Source organism: Okeania sp. SIO2B3 (assembly GCF_010672525.1).
Taxonomy (GTDB): Bacteria; Cyanobacteriota; Cyanobacteriia; order Cyanobacteriales; family Microcoleaceae; genus Okeania.
Window position 1 is genome coordinate 111,184 of record NZ_JAAHGH010000005.1, and the last position, 17,611, is coordinate 128,794.

General features: G+C 35.0%; 11 protein-coding genes and 2 tRNA genes. 8 read left to right on the top strand and 5 right to left on the bottom strand.

The window, feature by feature from the left end; all coding sequences use genetic code 11:
• The first annotated feature begins 218 nt into the window (after positions 1–218).
• Positions 219–1,979 carry a group II intron reverse transcriptase/maturase gene (ltrA, locus tag F6K15_RS06195; RefSeq protein ID WP_293058427.1) on the top strand — a complete coding sequence of 587 codons (1,761 nt, stop codon included), beginning with the start codon at positions 219–221 and terminating at the stop codon, positions 1,977–1,979.
• Between the two features lie 491 nt (positions 1,980–2,470).
• On the opposite strand, the gene F6K15_RS06200 is transcribed toward ltrA, so the two are convergent.
• Both F6K15_RS06200 and F6K15_RS06205 read right to left on the bottom strand, forming a co-directional pair.
• The gene (locus F6K15_RS06200) at positions 2,471–2,938 is read right to left on the bottom strand and encodes a hypothetical protein (RefSeq protein ID WP_293058429.1); all 468 of its coding nucleotides are present in this window, start codon (positions 2,936–2,938) and stop codon (positions 2,471–2,473) included.
• Complete coding sequence (locus tag F6K15_RS06205; RefSeq protein ID WP_293058431.1) at positions 2,868–4,244, bottom strand: hypothetical protein; 1,377 nt, start codon at positions 4,242–4,244, stop codon at positions 2,868–2,870. The genes F6K15_RS06200 and F6K15_RS06205 overlap by 71 nt, the downstream gene beginning before the upstream one ends.
• A 783-nt stretch (positions 4,245–5,027) precedes the next feature.
• On the opposite strand from F6K15_RS06205, the gene F6K15_RS06210 reads away from it, so the two are divergent.
• From F6K15_RS06210 to F6K15_RS06235, 6 genes are all read left to right on the top strand, one after another.
• Positions 5,028–7,643 (top strand): dynamin family protein, encoded by a 2,616-nt coding sequence (locus F6K15_RS06210; RefSeq protein WP_293058433.1) that lies wholly within the window; start codon positions 5,028–5,030, stop codon positions 7,641–7,643.
• Positions 7,644–8,267: 624 nt separating this feature from the next.
• Entirely contained in the window at positions 8,268–8,711 is a 444-nt protein-coding gene (locus F6K15_RS06215) for an NUDIX hydrolase (RefSeq protein ID WP_293058435.1), read from the top strand.
• Between the two features lie 1,500 nt (positions 8,712–10,211).
• Complete coding sequence (locus F6K15_RS06220) at positions 10,212–12,038, top strand: ABC transporter ATP-binding protein (RefSeq protein WP_293058437.1); 1,827 nt, start codon at positions 10,212–10,214, stop codon at positions 12,036–12,038.
• Between the two features lie 805 nt (positions 12,039–12,843).
• Positions 12,844–12,925, top strand: a tRNA-Tyr gene (locus F6K15_RS06225).
• A gap of 30 nt (positions 12,926–12,955) precedes the next feature.
• Positions 12,956–13,027: transfer RNA gene (locus tag F6K15_RS06230), tRNA-Thr, on the top strand.
• A 551-nt stretch (positions 13,028–13,578) separates the two neighbouring features.
• Positions 13,579–14,508, top strand: a complete 930-nt coding sequence (locus F6K15_RS06235; RefSeq protein ID WP_293058439.1) for a hypothetical protein — start codon at positions 13,579–13,581, stop codon at positions 14,506–14,508.
• An 81-nt stretch (positions 14,509–14,589) separates the two neighbouring features.
• Here the strand turns inward: F6K15_RS06235 and F6K15_RS06240 are convergent, their stop codons facing one another.
• Together F6K15_RS06240 and F6K15_RS06245 are read right to left on the bottom strand one after the other, a co-directional pair.
• Complete coding sequence (locus F6K15_RS06240; protein ID WP_293058441.1) at positions 14,590–14,835, bottom strand: DUF1049 domain-containing protein; 246 nt, start codon at positions 14,833–14,835, stop codon at positions 14,590–14,592.
• 651 nt (positions 14,836–15,486) lie between these two features.
• A complete protein-coding gene (locus tag F6K15_RS06245; RefSeq protein ID WP_293058443.1) occupies positions 15,487–15,672 on the bottom strand; it encodes a hypothetical protein in 186 nt (61 codons plus the stop codon).
• Between the two features lie 180 nt (positions 15,673–15,852).
• Between F6K15_RS06245 and F6K15_RS06250 the strand changes: the two genes are divergently transcribed.
• The gene (locus F6K15_RS06250; protein ID WP_293058445.1) at positions 15,853–16,539 is read left to right on the top strand and encodes a phosphate ABC transporter permease; all 687 of its coding nucleotides are present in this window, start codon (positions 15,853–15,855) and stop codon (positions 16,537–16,539) included.
• Between the two features lie 324 nt (positions 16,540–16,863).
• On the opposite strand, the gene F6K15_RS06255 is transcribed toward F6K15_RS06250, so the two are convergent.
• Positions 16,864–17,490 carry a precorrin-8X methylmutase gene (locus F6K15_RS06255; RefSeq protein WP_293058446.1) on the bottom strand — a complete coding sequence of 209 codons (627 nt, stop codon included), beginning with the start codon at positions 17,488–17,490 and terminating at the stop codon, positions 16,864–16,866.
• Between the last annotated feature and the right edge of the window lie 121 nt (positions 17,491–17,611).

Consider the following 17,611-nt stretch of genomic DNA (forward strand, 5'->3'; position numbering starts at 1 on the left):
CCTCCGGGAGATTTTACCCCACTAAATCAGCCGTAATAAAGGCATAAGGGAACGAGGAAACCTCTCTTTGACGCCTAAGAATATAGGTCGAGAACTTAGGAAGCCATTCAAGGTTAATCTGTACTAATGTTGCAGGTCAAAGGGAGAGTAGGATTGGGTAAAAAGCTTTATTTGCAGACTTATCCACTGTTAGACGTAATGTAAGGCAATGAGTAGTAATGAATAAAGCTCAGACACTAAAAAGACGTTTAGGAAATCCTAAACCATTTTTAAGCGTAGCAAGGTATACAGGCGATATGCCTTCACAAAATTCAATCAATCCTAACCTTAAATGGAAGGATATTAATTGGAAGAAGGTAGAAAAATCTGTGTTCCAATTACAAAAATTGATTTACAAAGCATCCATGAGTGGCGAACTCCGCAAGATGCACAGATACCAAAAACTTCTTTTAAAAAGTTACTACGCAAGGTTGCTAGCTTTCCGGCGCGTGACACAGGATAACCAGGGAAAGAAAACTTCCGGGGTAGATGGAATCAAGAACCTGACACCCATACAAAGATTTAACTTGGTGAACTTACTCGCATCACGCCACCTCAAAGCAAGTCTCACCCGCAGAGTCTATATACCAAAACCAGGAAAGGATGAAAAGAGACCTCTTGGAATCCCCACAATGTACGACCGTGCATTACAAGCTCTGGTCAAGTTAGGTATGGAACCAGAGTGGGAGGCACGTTTTGAACCAAACAGCTATGGTCTTTTCCGGTGGTCAACACATGATGCTATTGAGGCCATCTTTGAAAGTATCAAACGCAAACCCAAGTATGTGTTAGATGCGGACATATCCAAATGCTTTGACCGAATTAACCACGATGCACTTCTAGGAAAGATAGGTCAATCTCCCTACAGACGGTTAATCAAGCAATGGTTGAAGTCTGGAGTATTTGACAATAATCAATTCCACCCACCCCTCTGGCTCCCCTCCCGGGAGGGGATGGGGGTGGGTACACCACAGGGAGGGGTAATTAGTCCCTTACTAGCAAATATCGCCTTACACGGTATGGAAGAATGTCTACACAATTTCGCTAAGACCTTACCAGGGAACAAGCGGGACAATATTAAGGCATTATCTTTAGTACGCTACGCTGATGATTTTGTAATCCTGCACAAAGACATCAAAGTAGTGTTACAAGCAAAAGTCGTAATACAGGAATGGTTAAACCAGGTAGGATTAGAACTAAAACTAGAATTGACTAGAATTGTCCACACCTTAGAAGAATATGAAGGAAATCAACCTGGATTTGACTTCTTAGGGTTTACGGTGAGGCAATGGAAACATAAGACAACCAACCAAGGGTCTAAAACGCTGATTCAACCATCCTCCAAGAGTATAAAAACTCACTATCGGAAATTGGGGGATATATGTAACTCACACAAAACCGCTCCAACAGAGGCTTTAATAGCTAAATTAAACCCGGTAATTAGAGGATGGGCTAACTATTTCTCAACAGTAGTCAGTAAAGAAGTATTCACTCAGATGGATCACCTTTTATGGAAAAGACTAGGTCGATGGGCAAATAGAAGGCATCCAAATAAGTCAGCTGTATGGGTTAAGAAAAAGTATTTCCCCAGTGTAAAGGACAGCAGAGATTGGATTCTTAACGATGGCGAATATATACTAAACCAACACTCAGATGTTCCCATCGCAAGGCACATCAAAGTTAAAGGTAATAAATCACCCTATGATAATGACTGGACTTATTGGAGCAGCAGAATCGGCAAATACCCAGGCGTAAGGAAAGAAGTCACAACGCTGTTAAAACGGCAAAAAAATAAATGCGCATCTTGTGGACTAACCTTTAGACCAAATGACCTAATTGAAGTTGATCATATAATTCCAAGGTCTGAAGGTGGTGACAACACATATAAGAATAAACAACTGTTGCACCGACATTGCCACGATACTAAAACTGCCTTTTAATAATGAATAATGAATAATGAATAATTAGGGATTGCTGATTAAATCTCAAAGTTTTTACACATAAAGGTTTGAAGATTTTTAGGTATCAAAAAGTGCTAGCTTTTAGGTAGTTCCGGTTAAAAAATTCCCTCAAATAAATCTCCCGTTGCTCGATCCATTAAAATAATTTCTTTTTTGCCTTGAATAGTTTCGGTCTTTGTAAATTCATAAAAACCACGCCCTTTGTTAAAAGTTAAACCATTTTCTAGAACAGCTTAACCCAACCTACAGCTACCAATCAATTTAGGTATGAAACTCAAAATACATAGCTACCTATTAAGACTATAAAATCTCTGTATTACCTTGGAAATAAAATTATATTGCCCTTACTAAAAAATGTACTGCTAGAGAAATTTTTGTTTGGTTTCGCTACGGCTTAACCCAACCTACAGTATTTTAATTCCTTACTAAAAAGCACGAATGATTGCTCCTCAAAAAAAATACCAACTTCCCTATAAAAATCTCATATTTTCTAACTGATTAATATCCATAATTTGCTCTACTAAACTTTGCCAATCTTTTTGAATTTTCATCCGATTTGCCATAGTCTTAAATTCCGGCCAAACTTTCTGTCGCACTTGTTCATCATTTAAAAAAATCTCCCAATCATCTTTAATATCCTCAGCATAGGATATCCGATCTACAAACTCAGCTACCATTGCATAAGCTAACTGTTTAGGTTCAGATAATAACTTGTCTAAATCTGACTTACATAAATTAATTACCAGTTGATGATTTTTCTGAATTTTCATCAACACTTTTTCGGATTTTTCAGCATTATTGCTAGAAACTTCCTGCTCCATTTTCAGAAGTAAAAGTTGTGACTTGAATTTTTGTTCGTCGGGTATATCATCTGAATTTAAAAGACCAGGTAAATGTTTTTCCCACCAATTTTTTATTTGCTCTATCGTAGGAGACATAAGCATATTGTTGTAGAACAGAACTAGCTTTTTCTAACTCAGCTTGCAGATTTTTACTTAACTGAATCAACTTATTTTCAAAAGTTAGGGCATATTTATGGTCTAACTCAGTAATATTTTCCGTCAAATACTGCAAGATTTTTTCTAACACATTTGCCGTTTCTTCCTTATTAGCACAGTCAGCAATTATGCAGTTAGCAAACTCCATCGTTGTATTGGGAAGTGCATTTAAAAGGTCCTGACAATTGTTGGAATTATCTCCTTGCTTCGAGTTAGGAGCAGTCTTATTAAGAATTAAAAATGACCATCTTGATAAAGGAATTGTAGGTATTCCTTTTTGCGCTTTATCGTACAGATCTATATCAGCATCTGGATGCCAAGAATCTCCTCCAGCGGTAGGTTTCCGCATAAATAAAGCAAAGTCTACATCTTCACTTAAAACTTTAATCATTCGCTCTACATCTCCTACCCCTGTGTCACCTAAACCAGGCAAATCTACTACTGCTATTTGACCCATATCTGAGTGGGGAAACTTAGATTCAATTTCTACTTTTTTGACAGCTAAATAATTGTAATAAACTTGTTTGCCATCAACATCATCTTGGGCAACATATTCTCTGATTTTTTCCTGGGTAATGGGAACAATTGGCTTCTTATTTAACAAATCTTTGTATTTAGGATAATGTTCTTTATACCGCTTCAAATATTCATATTTTGCTTGGTCTACTTTGTTAGTAATATTGCTGGGTAATGCAGGTAAACCTCTGTTAATAAAATCCTCAAAATCTTGTGCTACTGTTCCTAATGATAAGTCTTCATAGTAAAGCTTAATAACTTCTTCTAGTAAACTTTGTGGAGAGTGAGGGTAGACTTTTCCTTTAGTTTTTTCCACTTCTGGTTGATGATAAATAATACTCATAACTCCCGTGCAATGTTGTCCGCTACCATCAGGAATTTCATTGGGAGTTAATGCTGTTAAAGTCTGTAAAAATTTACTTTTTCCTTGTCTTGGTCTACCAACTACACCAATATTTAGAGTATGGCGAGAAAAGCGTGCTTTAAGTTTACTAATTGTCGTTAAATTAGTTCTGATATCTGCCTCTATTTTCTCCAAATTAATTTCTTGTAATTTTGCTGATGTTTGAGCATCATTAAGCTCAGGGAGAAAATTATTTCTTTGCTTAATTAGTTGTTGAATATGTTGCTGTAGGAAAGTCAAATGAGTCTCTACTTTTTCAACTCTCTTAGCTAGAGGTTGACGTTTTTCAATGATGCTTTTAATTTTCGAGGATATATCAGTAACCATAAACTGTGTTTAAAAATGGGTTTGCCTTGAGTTTTCTTATGTAAGCATTCAGCTATCAGCTATGAGTTATTAACTCATTATTTTGGCAGGAATTAATTAGTCTCGAAGAAGAATGAAAAGTTATTAGTGAAATTAGTCATCAGCGAACCTTAGTCGTTGCTTGATTCTTTCAAAAGCTATTTGCGCAGCATTCTGTAGGAAATACTAATAGCTGTTTGCGCAGCATTCCGCAGGAAATACTTACCTTTTTATTTAATAGCCTAGTCTAACATAGAAAAAAATTTAAAGCTTTTGTATATAGGGACTTCTCAACTCAAAAATTTCTCAAAAATTTCTCCAATAAAAAGGCTATAGAAACAAAATAATCAAAACAGATTAGAAGATTTTACAAAATTCATACAACTATGCAATTTATTCGGCGTAATATTACTTTAAATTACCTTAAGGCAACCTAGTTCTTTGATTTGATTAGGCAGACTACTGTGAATCATTTCAATTGGATTGATTCCTATATTAAGTCAATTCATTATTCTGATTGTTTATATACAGACATCTAAATTTATAATGATAGCTTTTTGTCAAATATCTTTACTCAGTAATAACTTTGATGCAGGTATAATAATAATATCTCATTGAAGAAGGCAGAAGGCAGAAGGGAAAATTGCTTATAGATAGTCTTCGACACGCCACTTCCTGTCTACAAACCCCAAATTTTAAACACCGTTTAGACGGTAGGGTATTAAACCCGTAAAAGAAAAGATAAAATATTAAATATATATACCTATGGATACTGCAAAAATTAGCACCGAATCAGTCCAGTTACTATCTATTATTACTGGAAATAAATTGAGTAAAAAAGATATTAATCCACCAGTATTGTTTCTGGCAAATTTGGTCATCATACTGATAGGTGTTATTTATGCAGATGGGAAAGTAGCAGAGGAAGAAAGAGCGAGATTAAAAATTACCCTCCATAAATTTATCCCGCCAAAAGGAAATATCTTGCAATTAACTAAATTAATGATTCAAGGAGTATCAAAGCAACATATTTACAAAAAAATTGAGGCGATTTTGACACTAACTTATCCTCTGTCTCCTCCAGAAAAATTGTTATTAATTTGCTTTGGTTATGAGATGTCTGCTGCTGATGGAAATATTGATGTACGAGAAAAAAAATATTTGGAAGTTATTAGTCGTAAGTTAGGCATTAAAACCAAACATTTGCAGGTATTAGAAGCAGGGTTTACTCATCAAGAAAATTTCGCCCATAAGGCGATGGAGGAAGTGGCATATTTACTCAACCCAGCACGTTTCCATCAGTTAGATAATATTTTTGTCAAAGCTGCTAGTGAAATGCTAAATTCACTCTTACCTAACTACAATCAAAATCAAAACAAAAAAAATCAGCCTCAAAAAACTGTAGTTTATCAAAAGTTAAAAGAGTTTCAAAAACATAAACAACAACTGCATAATCTTTGCTCCGAAATTTATCAAATAGTTGCATTATCAACTGAGAGAGATTTACTGCCAAATACTTTAATATCTGAAGTAGGTAAAGTCTCCGAAAAAATACAATCCCAAAAATTCAGAGTTGCAGTGGTTGGAGAATTTAGTCAAGGTAAATCAACCTTATTAAATGCTTTGTTAGGAGAAGAAATTCAACCAGTCAGAGAAATTCCTTGCAGTGGCACAGTTACAGTTTTAAAATATGGCGAACAAAAGCGGGTTATTTGTCGTTATAAAAATGGTTATGAGACAGAAATTTCTTTAGCAGAATATCAGGAAAAAGCTACTATTTCAGAATCAGCAGTTTTAGGAGATATGAGTCAAGAATTAGCGCACTCGGAGATAGAATCAATATTTTTTGAACATCCAGATTTAGAGTTATGTAAAAGTGGGGTAGAAATTGTTGATTCTCCTGGTTTAAATGAACATCCAGACCGTAAAATTATTACTCAAAAATTAATCAAAGATACAGATGCTGTGATTTTTTTAACTAATGCTTCTCGTTCATTAACTCCAGGGGAACGAGAGTTACTTCAAAGTTTGAAATTGCAGTTAAATGGGAATCAAATTGATTTACCTGCAGATAATTTATTTGTATTGGTGAATTTTCTAGATTTGGTCAGGAGTGAAAAAGAGCGTCAGCAAATTAGAAGGAGTTTAGAAAATTTTGTCTTTGGTGAAAAATCGATTATTGCAAGTGAAAATCGTTTACATTTTATTTCTGCTCAAGCTGCTTTGGATGCAGCTTTAGAGAATAAAGAAAATGAATATTTGACCTATTTTTATAATTTCACAAAATCCATAGAAAATTTTCTTACTGTTGAGCGAGGTGTTGTGGCAATTCAGCAATTTGTGACCAAGATTAATAGTTTAATTTCTGAGGCAATAAAAGCATTAGAGCAAGCAGAAAAAGTTTTAGATGGTAAGGTATATTTGCCGGAAGAGGCAAAACAGAAAATATTGGAAAAAATAGGGGAAGCTAGTGAAGGGGATGTGAAAATTTTATCAACTACTGAAAAACTGAAAGATAAGAGTATTAAAAAAGCGGCTGAAGCATGGGATAAATGGACAGAAGAATTGAACGATCGCTTATCTGAAAAAATTAATGAATGGGATTCAGAACATTCACCCCTTTGGGATAAGGAAAAAGTTGTCAAAGATTATGCTGAAGGATTTACAAGTTCTCTTTCTACAGAATTAGAAAACTGGGGGAATACAGAGGTAAAAAAAATTGTGGTGAATAATTTACAGATTTTAAGTAAAGAAGTTTGCCAAAATTTAGAGGTTGTTAGAAGGAATTTACAAGAGGTTGATGAGCAAATAAATTCTAATTTGAATGAGCAATTTAATTTGGCAATTGAAAATATTAAAGCAGATGGATTAGATATAAATTCTGTAATTAAGTTAGAAGAGTATGATGATAATGGAGGTACTTTATGGGAAGGATTACAATTAGGTGGTCTCACGGCAGGTGCATTATTTATGTTTACAGGATTGGGAATTTTGCCTATTATTATAACTGGGAGAGCTGTGGCTTTGATTAGCTCATTTTTTGGTATTGGTGGTGATGAAGAAAAGGCAGATATGAAGATCAAACAACAAGTTTATAATGTGGGTTTTCAAAAGTTTCAGGAGTCTTCTGAAGAAATACTTGATAAGGTTTGTGACAATATTGCTGAAGTTTTCTATACTCAGTTTAAATCTGTAAGTACGGTAATTGAACAGGCAATTTTGCTTTACGAAAATCTCCTAGAGCAACAAGATAAAGCTCATAAAGAAACTCAGTCACAACTACAAGTTGAAAAAGCATTTATATCCACTAAGCAACAGCAACTTAAACAAATACAAAACCAACTTGAAATAATCTTAACTCAAATTAGTGGGAGTCGTTAACGAAGTCAGAAGTCAGAAGTCAGAAGTCAGAAGTTAACCCACCCCTAACCCCTCCGAACCCACCCCTAACCCCTCCCAGGAGGGGAGGGGAAGTAGGAGATTTGAGCAAGTCTCCAAAAATATTTCTCCTTAAAAGGTGGGGTTGTGCTACCAATTTGAAAAAATAATGCTACAAAAAGGTAGACTTTGATAGAATATGCTTAAAAATAGCTAACCCAGTTCATTTTAGATAGTTATTTATATTGTTTTTCCCTATTTTTCAATATTTATCCCTTCTTCCTTCTTTCCTCTTCCTTCTTTCGTACGGACTATGCAACGTCCCTACCATTTGTAACAAACATTTATCACGCTTGGTATACGACCCAATTATTTTGATAAACTGCTATTAACTGAAATGAAAAATACTCATTAAAGAAGGAAAAAGGAAGAAGGAAAAATATTACCTTGTTTGAATTTTAAGCTTTTGATCTGTGCTAACCTTTCCTTCAACTACTATAATTAAGAGGAATATAGCACTACTATAATTGGTTAGGATTTTTTCAACCCGAAAACCCTTTTTAAAACCCTTTTAAAGTTTGCTATTCCCTATTCCCTATTCCCTAGCGCGTAGCGCTATAAAATCAAATGAGTCGCAAGAAACCTTTTTCTCCAGAAGAGTTTAAACTCCTATATTCTCAAGTTCCTAGATTAGTTGTAGAAGTAGTTGTGAAAACTGATGTAGGTGTGGCATTAACTCTTAGAAAAGATGCTGCTTGGAATAATCTGTGGCATATTCCTGGAGGTACAGTTTTTTATCAAGAATATGTTGAAGATGCTATTCAAAGAATTGCCATAGAAGAGTTGAATATTACAGTTACAAAACAACAGTTATTAGGATATCTAGAATATCCGAGTGAAGAAAAACAACGTGGTTTTGGTTGGTCAGTAGGATTAGTATTTTTATGTACTCCTAATTCTCCGCTCCCGACCGAAAATCAAGAAGGAGAAAAAATTTCAATTTTCGATTATATTCCTGAAAATATTGTTGAAGAACACAAGAAAATTTTGACTCAAGTTTTATCGACTTAAGAGGTAACAGAAAACCAGAAATGTATATTCTTAAAAATTAGAAATTAATTACACTGTGTTACAGATTGAAAGTATTAGAGAGGGAAAAAGGTTACCAAATAATGAAGAATTATTCATTAAAGTTTAAATTCAGATTCCTCACGTCAATTTGTTACATAAAAAGTACCACAAACATCAGTGGGTTGCTCGGTATTTACACACTATAAATTATCATAATTTAACTGAGGTACAAGCCAAATTAAAATGCGTTTAATAATTGTTGCTCAAACCTTATTACACTGACTATTCTCATCTTTATATTAAGTACAACTTCATGGAGAAATGGTATAAGATTTATATCATGCCTGGTACTTATCAATTAATACGGTTTCCTACGGAATGCTGCGCAAACAGATAAGACTAAAACTCATAAAGTATGGAACCATTAGAGTAGCTCTTCAGATTACAGAACTGCCAAAAAAAATCCTTAACTGAAGTGTATTGATCCATAGACTTATCTACTTTCCTTCTTCCTTCTTCAAAAAATCCTTAACTGAACTCTATGTAAGCATTAAACTATTAGCGGTCAGCCATAAGCTTTTTAATGAATGAAGCAAGTATTCGTTTAATTTATACTACATTCTCAACCAGATATTCTTGCTATGAAGCTTTGATAAAATTGCTTTTTTCTCCTTTAAAGCTGATAGCTGATAGCTAAATTCTTAATGCTGAATTCTTACAACTGTATTGACTTGACTTATAAATAAGGAAGTATCGGAGATATTTGTCGTTGAGAGGAGGCTTAAAACCAAAATTTTTCGGTGAATATGGGGGCAATTTTCTACCTTTTTCCCCTATTCTATTTCCCGAACTCCTAACTCCTGACTCCTTTGCCAAAAACCCTTATCTTTGCAAAGATATCTAAAGGTTCTTTCAACAATTAATAATTAATAATTACCTCTCCTTGAAAACGGAATTGATTGACTAATTATGAAAAATTTTTCTTGTTTCTCCTTGCTCACGAGAGGATTTTTACCTTAATTATTCGGTAATACCAGAAGAAGCAATAAATTTTGCCTACAAATAATAGAAAATTGTGATGATAATTGCTCTATCTTAATTGCTCTTTTCTTACTTCTTCTACTTCTTCCTTCTTCCTTATAAAAAAACTAGATATTACAAAAATTTCAACTTAGATAATTAACCTTTTCTTGACTACCTTCTACTATAAACTTACTATCGCGATCGCAACTGCTTTACTATTACGATCTAGTTTTATTATCTAAAATCTAAAAAGAGTAAATTATTGGCTTATATTACATAAAGTATTATAAATGTAATATAATTAATATAGCACTACGCAAATAGGTTAGGACATTTATAAATACTCAAAGTTAGTCAGGGATAACCTTTAACTTTATGACTTTTGAATTCTAACTTCCTGACTTTTGATTTTTGGCTTTTGACTTATAACTTGCGTAGCGCCATAGCTGTGCCTCTAAAATATTTGATAGTAGAATTATGGCAACTTTTCGGGACATCATTAAATACTACCAGGCATACCTACCACTTTCCATCTTAGGTATCGGAGCATCTAGCACCCTCGAACTAATTGATTTAATAGTTCCTTATGCCATCGGTCAGACTTTGAATATACTTTCAGACCGTCCTACAGACTGGCCAATGGAAAACTTGATTGGAACAGTCTCCAATTTAACTGGACTACCAAATAATCAATCATTATCCCTATCAGTGACATTAGGACTAATATTTTTGGTCAGCATCACCAAAGGTCCAACTATGGCTTGGTTAGGACACTGGTATCACTGGGTAGTTCCTCTAAAAGCACGTCGAGACCATTTCCAAAACGCCGTCAAAAAAATCCTCACCCTACCTATAGAATTTTATGATGAAAATAACCCAGGACGGATAGCCAACCGCATTTCTAAAGGAGTCTTAAACCACACCTGGACTTATCCTGAAATTGCTGGAATATTAATACCCAAATTAGTGCGCGTACTAGGTATTTTTATCGTCATCTGTTTAATAGAATGGGAGATTGCTATTCTATTCTTAATTTCTTTTATCTTTATTCTCAGCTTTACTACCAAAACCCTTCAACATCTTGTCAAAATGGAAGTAACTTTTGATAAGTATGAAGAAAACACAGAAAGTCATAATTCAGAAATTATTACCAATATTAAAACAGTCAAAGCATTTGCTACAGAAACTCAAGAATTCCACAAACAAACTACCCGAATTAACCGCGCTCTAAAATTTATTATCTATCGAATTCATAGAGGCTATGTTTGGCTATCTATGTATCAGACAACAGTTGTTCAATTTTGCCTTTTCTTCATTCTGGGTTTAACATTATCAGCAACATTGTCTGGCGAAATTTCTCTAGGATATTTCGTGACTATATATACCCTAGCAAGTATGGCTTATGCAGAAATAACTCCCATCAGTCAGCTAACTGAAGAATTTGTCCGTCGCTATGCTTCAATGATTCGTTTCCATGAATTTATGCAATTACCTATAGGTTCTGATGCTGCTGATTTATCAGGAGAAATTGCCAGTTCATCACAGATTAATTCCTATAAATTTACAGGAAAAGTTGAGTTATCTAATTTAAGCTTTGGCTACAATCAAAACCAACCTGTTTTACAGGATATAAATCTCTTAATTACACCTTGCCAAACAGTCGCTTTAGTAGGAAAATCTGGCTCAGGAAAATCTACTTTAGTCAAATTAATATTCAGATATTTTCAACCAAATCAAGGCAAAATTTTAATTGATGGAGAAGATATTAATACTCTGGAAATTACAGGTTATCGACGTAGATTAGCAATTGTTCATCAAGAAGTAGATATATTCAATGGCACTCTATTCAGTAACTTGACTTACGGTAATCCTCAAGCAACTTTTGCCCAAGTTAAAGATGCTTGTAAAATTGCTAAAGCTGATGAATTTATTGAACAAATGCCTCAAGGTTACTATACAGTTGTTGGCGAAAGAGGAATGCGATTATCCGGTGGTCAACGACAACGTATAGGAATTGCTAGGGCATTATTAGTAGACCCAGATGTGCTAATTTTTGATGAGGCAACTTCAAGTTTGGACTATGAAAGTGAGCGATCAATTCAGTTAGCAATGCGTAATATTTTTGGTACTCGCACTACAATTATTATTGCCCATAGATTAAGTACAGTTAGGGAGGCGGATAAAATCGTAGTTCTTGACCAAGGTAAAATTGTCGAAGTTGGTAGTCACGAGGAATTATTAGCTCAAAAAGGTATTTATCGCCGACTACATTCATTACAAGAGACTGGAGAATTAATAGCTTAAGTTTGGCAGGAGGAAACGAGAAAAGAGGAAAAAATAACTCATGCTAAATAGTATAAATAATGTTAGACGTATAACATTTTTGCTTTGTCTGACAAACAATCTTTCCATCCTTCGCACCTCTACTAATAGACATCTCCAATAATCAAAAATAAAATCAATTATCGTACATAAATCATCAATTATTTTGTAAGCATTCAGCCGTCAGCTATCAGCCATCAGCTATTGCTTTTAGTTTACGATAAAACCCACATTCCGCACTTCAAGAGCGTATCATTAAAAGTAGTATATGAATCTGTAGCTTGGTAGATATTTATACTATGCAAATCATCTCAATACTTTTTTCGTTCATCAAATTCCGAGTAAAAAATTTACGCATAAATACTTGCTCTTGTGATTACTCAATTACAGCAGCTATGATTTTCTTCTAAAATTCTGTCTCCTGTCTCCTGACTCCTTCTTTAGTCCCACTAATATCAATTTGATAAATATTTGCTACAAATGAGTGAGCCTTTTACTCGAAGTTAGGACTCAGAGATCGGGAGTCAGAAGAAATGGCTTCAATAGCAGTTTTTAAGTTGTAAATTCTCTTTTTTGTCAAAGGCACATCTCCTGAAAGTATGCACTATCACACTTATTATTTGTAACATTATTTTTTTGAATTGGTACAACTACTATTTCTCCCTGTTGCCTGTTGCCTGTTGCCTGTTGCCTGTTGCCTCTTTTCTAGAGATGTCTAATAAATTTTTTCCCAAAAACTATTGCAATTAATTTTTTTTGTGTTAGTATATATAAATGTGAGTAGTAAGGGTCGATGCCCGAGTGGTTAATGGGGGCGGACTGTAAATCCGCTGGCTATGCCTACGCTGGTTCAAATCCAGCTCGGCCCACTCACAAATATGAAGGATTGAAAGAAAAATGCCCGTGTGGCTCAGTGGTAGAGCACACCCTTGGTAAGGGTGAGGTCACGAGTTCAATCCTCGTCACGGGCTTGGGAAAGAATTTATAGTTATTTTTAATAAACATATAGTACGATCATAAGTAGGTTTTGCTTTTTTTAATGATATTATAGTTATGGTTAGAACCATATGAAAAAAGCTTAGAGTCCTAGATAGTTATGTTATTAAAGCTCTAGTATTTTAAGTAGTTATACATAATAGCTATCTAAAATGGATCTTTGAGGACTCCCCGTATAATCTCCGATTCATCTCCCGATAAATCGCGACCAAAATAAAAACAGATACTGACCTTGATTTGCAAGAGTCTAACTTAACATCACACTCAGATAGAATTATGTTATAATTTTGTCATTGAGGTGTAACTGCGGTATTTGCAGATCGTGGAGCAAATTGACTTTTTAGGCGTACTGTCGCAGGTGGGAAACAGCCTAGATAAGCGCAACTCAAGCAGTAAACCTAAATCGTGAGGTTTGGGAATCCCTTGTTATAACCGAGCGATTTAACGAGGGAGGATATCAATCTTCTCAAATAGCTTCAATGGTATGGCACAATCAATAAACTAAGTATTTTTTGGGGAAGGTGGTATGACACCTACAAAACTGTCAGATTCAGAAAAATTAGAAATTGTTGAGCTGTATCAAACTACAGAAGATAATACTATTACTCTAGCAGACCGCTATGGAGTAAGTAGTTCTACGATTAGACGTATATTGCAAAGTAGCATACCAGAAGATGAATATAAACAGCTAGTTCACCAGAAACAAAAACGTCCATCTCGTTCCCCCAAAAATATCGATCAGAATACAGACGACTTGGATGAGTTAAAAGTCCATGATTATCTAGATCGAGAAGTATTAGATGATGGGGAAGATGAATCAGGTGGAGTAGTCAAAAAAAGAAGACGACGGTCTTCTTCATCTAATAATCCTGAGATTAATCAGCAAACAGAAGCTCCTAAATTATCTTTAACTTCTCAAGAAAAGCAAAAATCAAGCGATTGCCTTGAGAATAATTACGATATGCCAAAAGAAGAAATAGAAGAGATTTTAGCAGCAGACTTACTAGAGCAAACCCAAAACTTAGATGATTTTGAGGATGATGATTTAGAAGATTTTTCTCAAGAATTTGACTATGAAGATAAGCTTGACGAAGAAGAGGATGTAGAAACCCCCTATAACCTATCTATTCAGAATTCTAGTTATTCTGAAATTAGAATCTATCCTCTTACAGAATCTGTTCTGCCAAAAACTTGTTATCTAGTAGTAGATAAATTTACAGAGTTAGTTACTAAACCTTTGATAGCCTTTGGTGAGCTAGGACAAATACCTATAGAAGATTCTCAAGAGAGGACTTTGCCAGTTTTTGACAATCACCGAGTAGCTCATAGATTTTCTACCCGCAACCAAAGAGTGCTAAAAGTGCCTGATGGTAGAATGTTGCAAAAAACTTCAGTATATTTACAAGCTAAAGGTATTACTCGACTACTGATTGATGGTCAAATATACAAGTTATAGTAACTACTGAGGTCAGGAAGTTCTTGACTAAATTCTTTAATTAAAATGAAGAATAGGCATAAGTTATTTTCCAGGATTAAATCAAAAATCTTCTTGACGCTCTTTCGTTTGTCCAATACCAAACAGAGGTGGTAGGAGAATGGAACTAATAATAACTCCTACACTCACACTAAAAGCCAAAATGACTCCGATAGGTATCTCGATAGACCGGAAAACAATAAATTTCAAAGATATTGGGGCAGAATTCTGGACTGAGAAGATTGCAATACCACTCACCCACAATGCCAGAACTATACTACAGAGAATTGGCGAAATGAATTTTTGCATTAAATTAGCTGAGGACACAAAATAACTAATTATCACCTTACCATGAATTACAAATTGAAGAAGGAAGAAGGAAGAAGGAAGAAGGAAGAAAAAAAACTGTAGTCCTGCTCACGTAATGTTGATGGGGATGAACAACGGCGCTTTATGGTAGCAAGATGCTCCCTGGTTCGTATCTTGCTACCACTGTTTTTGTACTTGACCAAAATAATTACAATAGACCACCACCGAAAAAACTAAAGGACTTGAAAGGTGGATGGGGATACTAATAGTTCATAGAAATATAGTCATATAAGACATATCCTCATTTTGTAGGTGTTACCCTGACGCTCGTGTTAGCGCAGCTCCTCCGGAGGAGGCACTACAACACCACGCCAGTTGCTTTAAGTCGGGGGACCAGCAAGGGCGCACTGGCTCCTCTATCCCATAGTCAAAGAAATTTGGGACCATTTTTTTTATGATGTTCACAGAGCAGTTCACGCACCTCATTGATTAATCCTTTGATGGTGATTCAGCCTTGAATTATTAGTCCGCTTTATTATACCATTAAACATCAGGTCAATAATTATTAAATTTTGTTAAATTTTGTTAAATATTTAGTAGCTCTTTTGTACAAATTCACGAAGATATTTGACATTGTTTGACTACATAAGACTATATTTGTGTTGAATGCTTATTATACCATTTCTGAATAGTAATGCTATGTTTAATTACTATCTCCCCATCTCCCCATCTTTCTATCTCTCCATCTTCCCATGACAAAGATACATAGCAAACTTTTTGAGACTTGGTATAAAATGTCGCTGCTCGATCGATCCCCAAAAAGCTTGTAGATACCAAAGTTGACTTGCGTGGGTATTAAACCCATAAGAGAAAAGATAAAGGAAACTAATCGTAACTAAATAGTATAAAAAATTTTCCAGATTAAGTGTAATAATATTACTCAGCTAAATTATATTTAATTCATTGATGTACCGTAGTCTAAAATTAAATCAATTATCTAAACTTTAAAATTTATAAATGCTAGTTCCTCTAACTCGTAAAACATTTGAACAACTAATTCCAACTGTAGCTACGAGCGACCAATATAAATATTATTGGGGAAAATTCTCTGATGTTTTGAAACGAGCTTTAATTTCTGCCGTTGCAGTTTTTATCATTGTTTTAATTAACGTATTTGCTCATAACGATGGAGACCCTTTATTTTTACTAATTGGTATTACAGCAGGTCTTTATTGGTTTTGGGGGCCTGTTTTATTAGCTAGTCTTCGCAATATGGAATGTAGGCGATACCCATATAGTGGTCTATGGCAAGGACGAGTTTTAGATATATATATTACAGAAGAAGTTGTTGGTGAAGAAGAAACAGTTAATAAGAAAGGGGAACTAATGATAGTAGAAAATTTAGAGCAACGAATCAATTTAGAAGTAGGTGATAAAACAGGATTTGTAACTGAAATTCAGGCACCTCTGCGTCGCCACCATCAAGGTGTTTCTAGAGGTCAGGTAGCTGTAATGTTAGTAATGTCTTATCAAGAAGATTTAGGAAAAATCGTGAAAAGTTCAGATGTTTATCTTCCTACTGTAAATCTCTGGGTTAGTGATTATCCATATCTCAGAAGAGATGCTTTTATTGAAGTAATTAATCAGGTACGCTCATCTCGTAGAAAAAGTAAACAGCCTCAACCAAGTAATGTAGAATTTTGAAGTAGCAATCAGGGGAGGAGTCAGTCCTCAGGAGTCAGTCCTCAGGAGTCAGGATAAATGGGAATTATAGAGGAGATAGTAGGAAGAATCGTTCCTTGATTTTTCTGTCCAACTCTTGACCAAAACCCTAAATTTTTGAACCATTACCACCTAAAACCTCGCACTTTTTGATACTTAAAAAGGCTAAAACTTTTATATGTAAAGACTTTTAGAATTAATCAGCAGAGCAATAATTACAGAAAAATCACTCTGACCAATATATTTCGACTACCTCCCCTACTCCCCTACCCCCCTACTCCTTAAAAAATACTTTTTCAGCAAACCCTAATTACCTTGACCTTGTTGACCATAAGCTTGCCAAGCTAAGTCCACTAAACCATTAATAATAGCCACTGCTACCACAGCACTACCCTTACGACCATCAATTCTAATATGAGGAATCATCGAATCGTATAAACGAGACTTAGCTACATCCACCCCCACAAAACCAGAAGGAGTACCAATAACCAAAGCAGGTCTAATTTCCTCAGCTTCAATTAAGTCAACAATTGCACAGAGGGCAGTTTGAGCTTCACCTATAACGAAAATACCTTCTGGATAACGTCTAGCTAAAGTTTCAATTCCCCAAGCTGCCGTAGTTTTTTCCTTCTGGGGTCTAGTTATAGCATCCATTGAACAATAAACAGGATTAACAAAGGTACTTTGAATTACTGGTGTAATACCCACCTGAACCATTGGCACATCTACGACAATAGTTGTACGAGCGGCTAAAGCAGCAGCTCCAGACTGTAAAGCATGGTCAGAGAAACTAATTAGAGACTTATATTCAAAATCTGCCGTAGCATATATTACCCGCCTCACAATTTCGTACTCCGCAGGAGAGAAGGCGTGAGGGCCTATTTCTCGGTCAATAATTCCTAAGCTTTGGGCATCTGTGATGTGCCATTCCATATTAAATTATTCCCCTGCCTGAAATAGTTAATTAATATAAAGATTCAAAATAATGAAAATATTAGCAATTAATAATACTCTGGAAGGGCAAAATTTTCCAGAAATCTCCACGACTGCAAAT

What these genes read in the sequence shown, in the direction of transcription:
- F6K15_RS06240 (WP_293058441.1), bottom strand. Translation starts at nt 14,835, where the DNA reads ATGCAAAAATTCATTTCGCCAATTCTCTGTAGTATAGTTCTGGCATTG.
- F6K15_RS06210 (WP_293058433.1), top strand. Translation starts at nt 5,028, where the DNA reads ATGGATACTGCAAAAATTAGCACCGAATCAGTCCAGTTACTATCTATT.
- ltrA (WP_293058427.1), top strand. Translation starts at nt 219, where the DNA reads ATGAATAAAGCTCAGACACTAAAAAGACGTTTAGGAAATCCTAAACCA.
- F6K15_RS06235 (WP_293058439.1), top strand. Translation starts at nt 13,579, where the DNA reads ATGACACCTACAAAACTGTCAGATTCAGAAAAATTAGAAATTGTTGAG.
- F6K15_RS06255 (WP_293058446.1), bottom strand. Translation starts at nt 17,490, where the DNA reads ATGGAATGGCACATCACAGATGCCCAAAGCTTAGGAATTATTGACCGA.
- F6K15_RS06205 (WP_293058431.1), bottom strand. Translation starts at nt 4,244, where the DNA reads ATGGTTACTGATATATCCTCGAAAATTAAAAGCATCATTGAAAAACGT.
- F6K15_RS06220 (WP_293058437.1), top strand. Translation starts at nt 10,212, where the DNA reads ATGGCAACTTTTCGGGACATCATTAAATACTACCAGGCATACCTACCA.
- F6K15_RS06215 (WP_293058435.1), top strand. Translation starts at nt 8,268, where the DNA reads ATGAGTCGCAAGAAACCTTTTTCTCCAGAAGAGTTTAAACTCCTATAT.
- F6K15_RS06200 (WP_293058429.1), bottom strand. Translation starts at nt 2,938, where the DNA reads ATGTCTCCTACGATAGAGCAAATAAAAAATTGGTGGGAAAAACATTTA.
- F6K15_RS06250 (WP_293058445.1), top strand. Translation starts at nt 15,853, where the DNA reads ATGCTAGTTCCTCTAACTCGTAAAACATTTGAACAACTAATTCCAACT.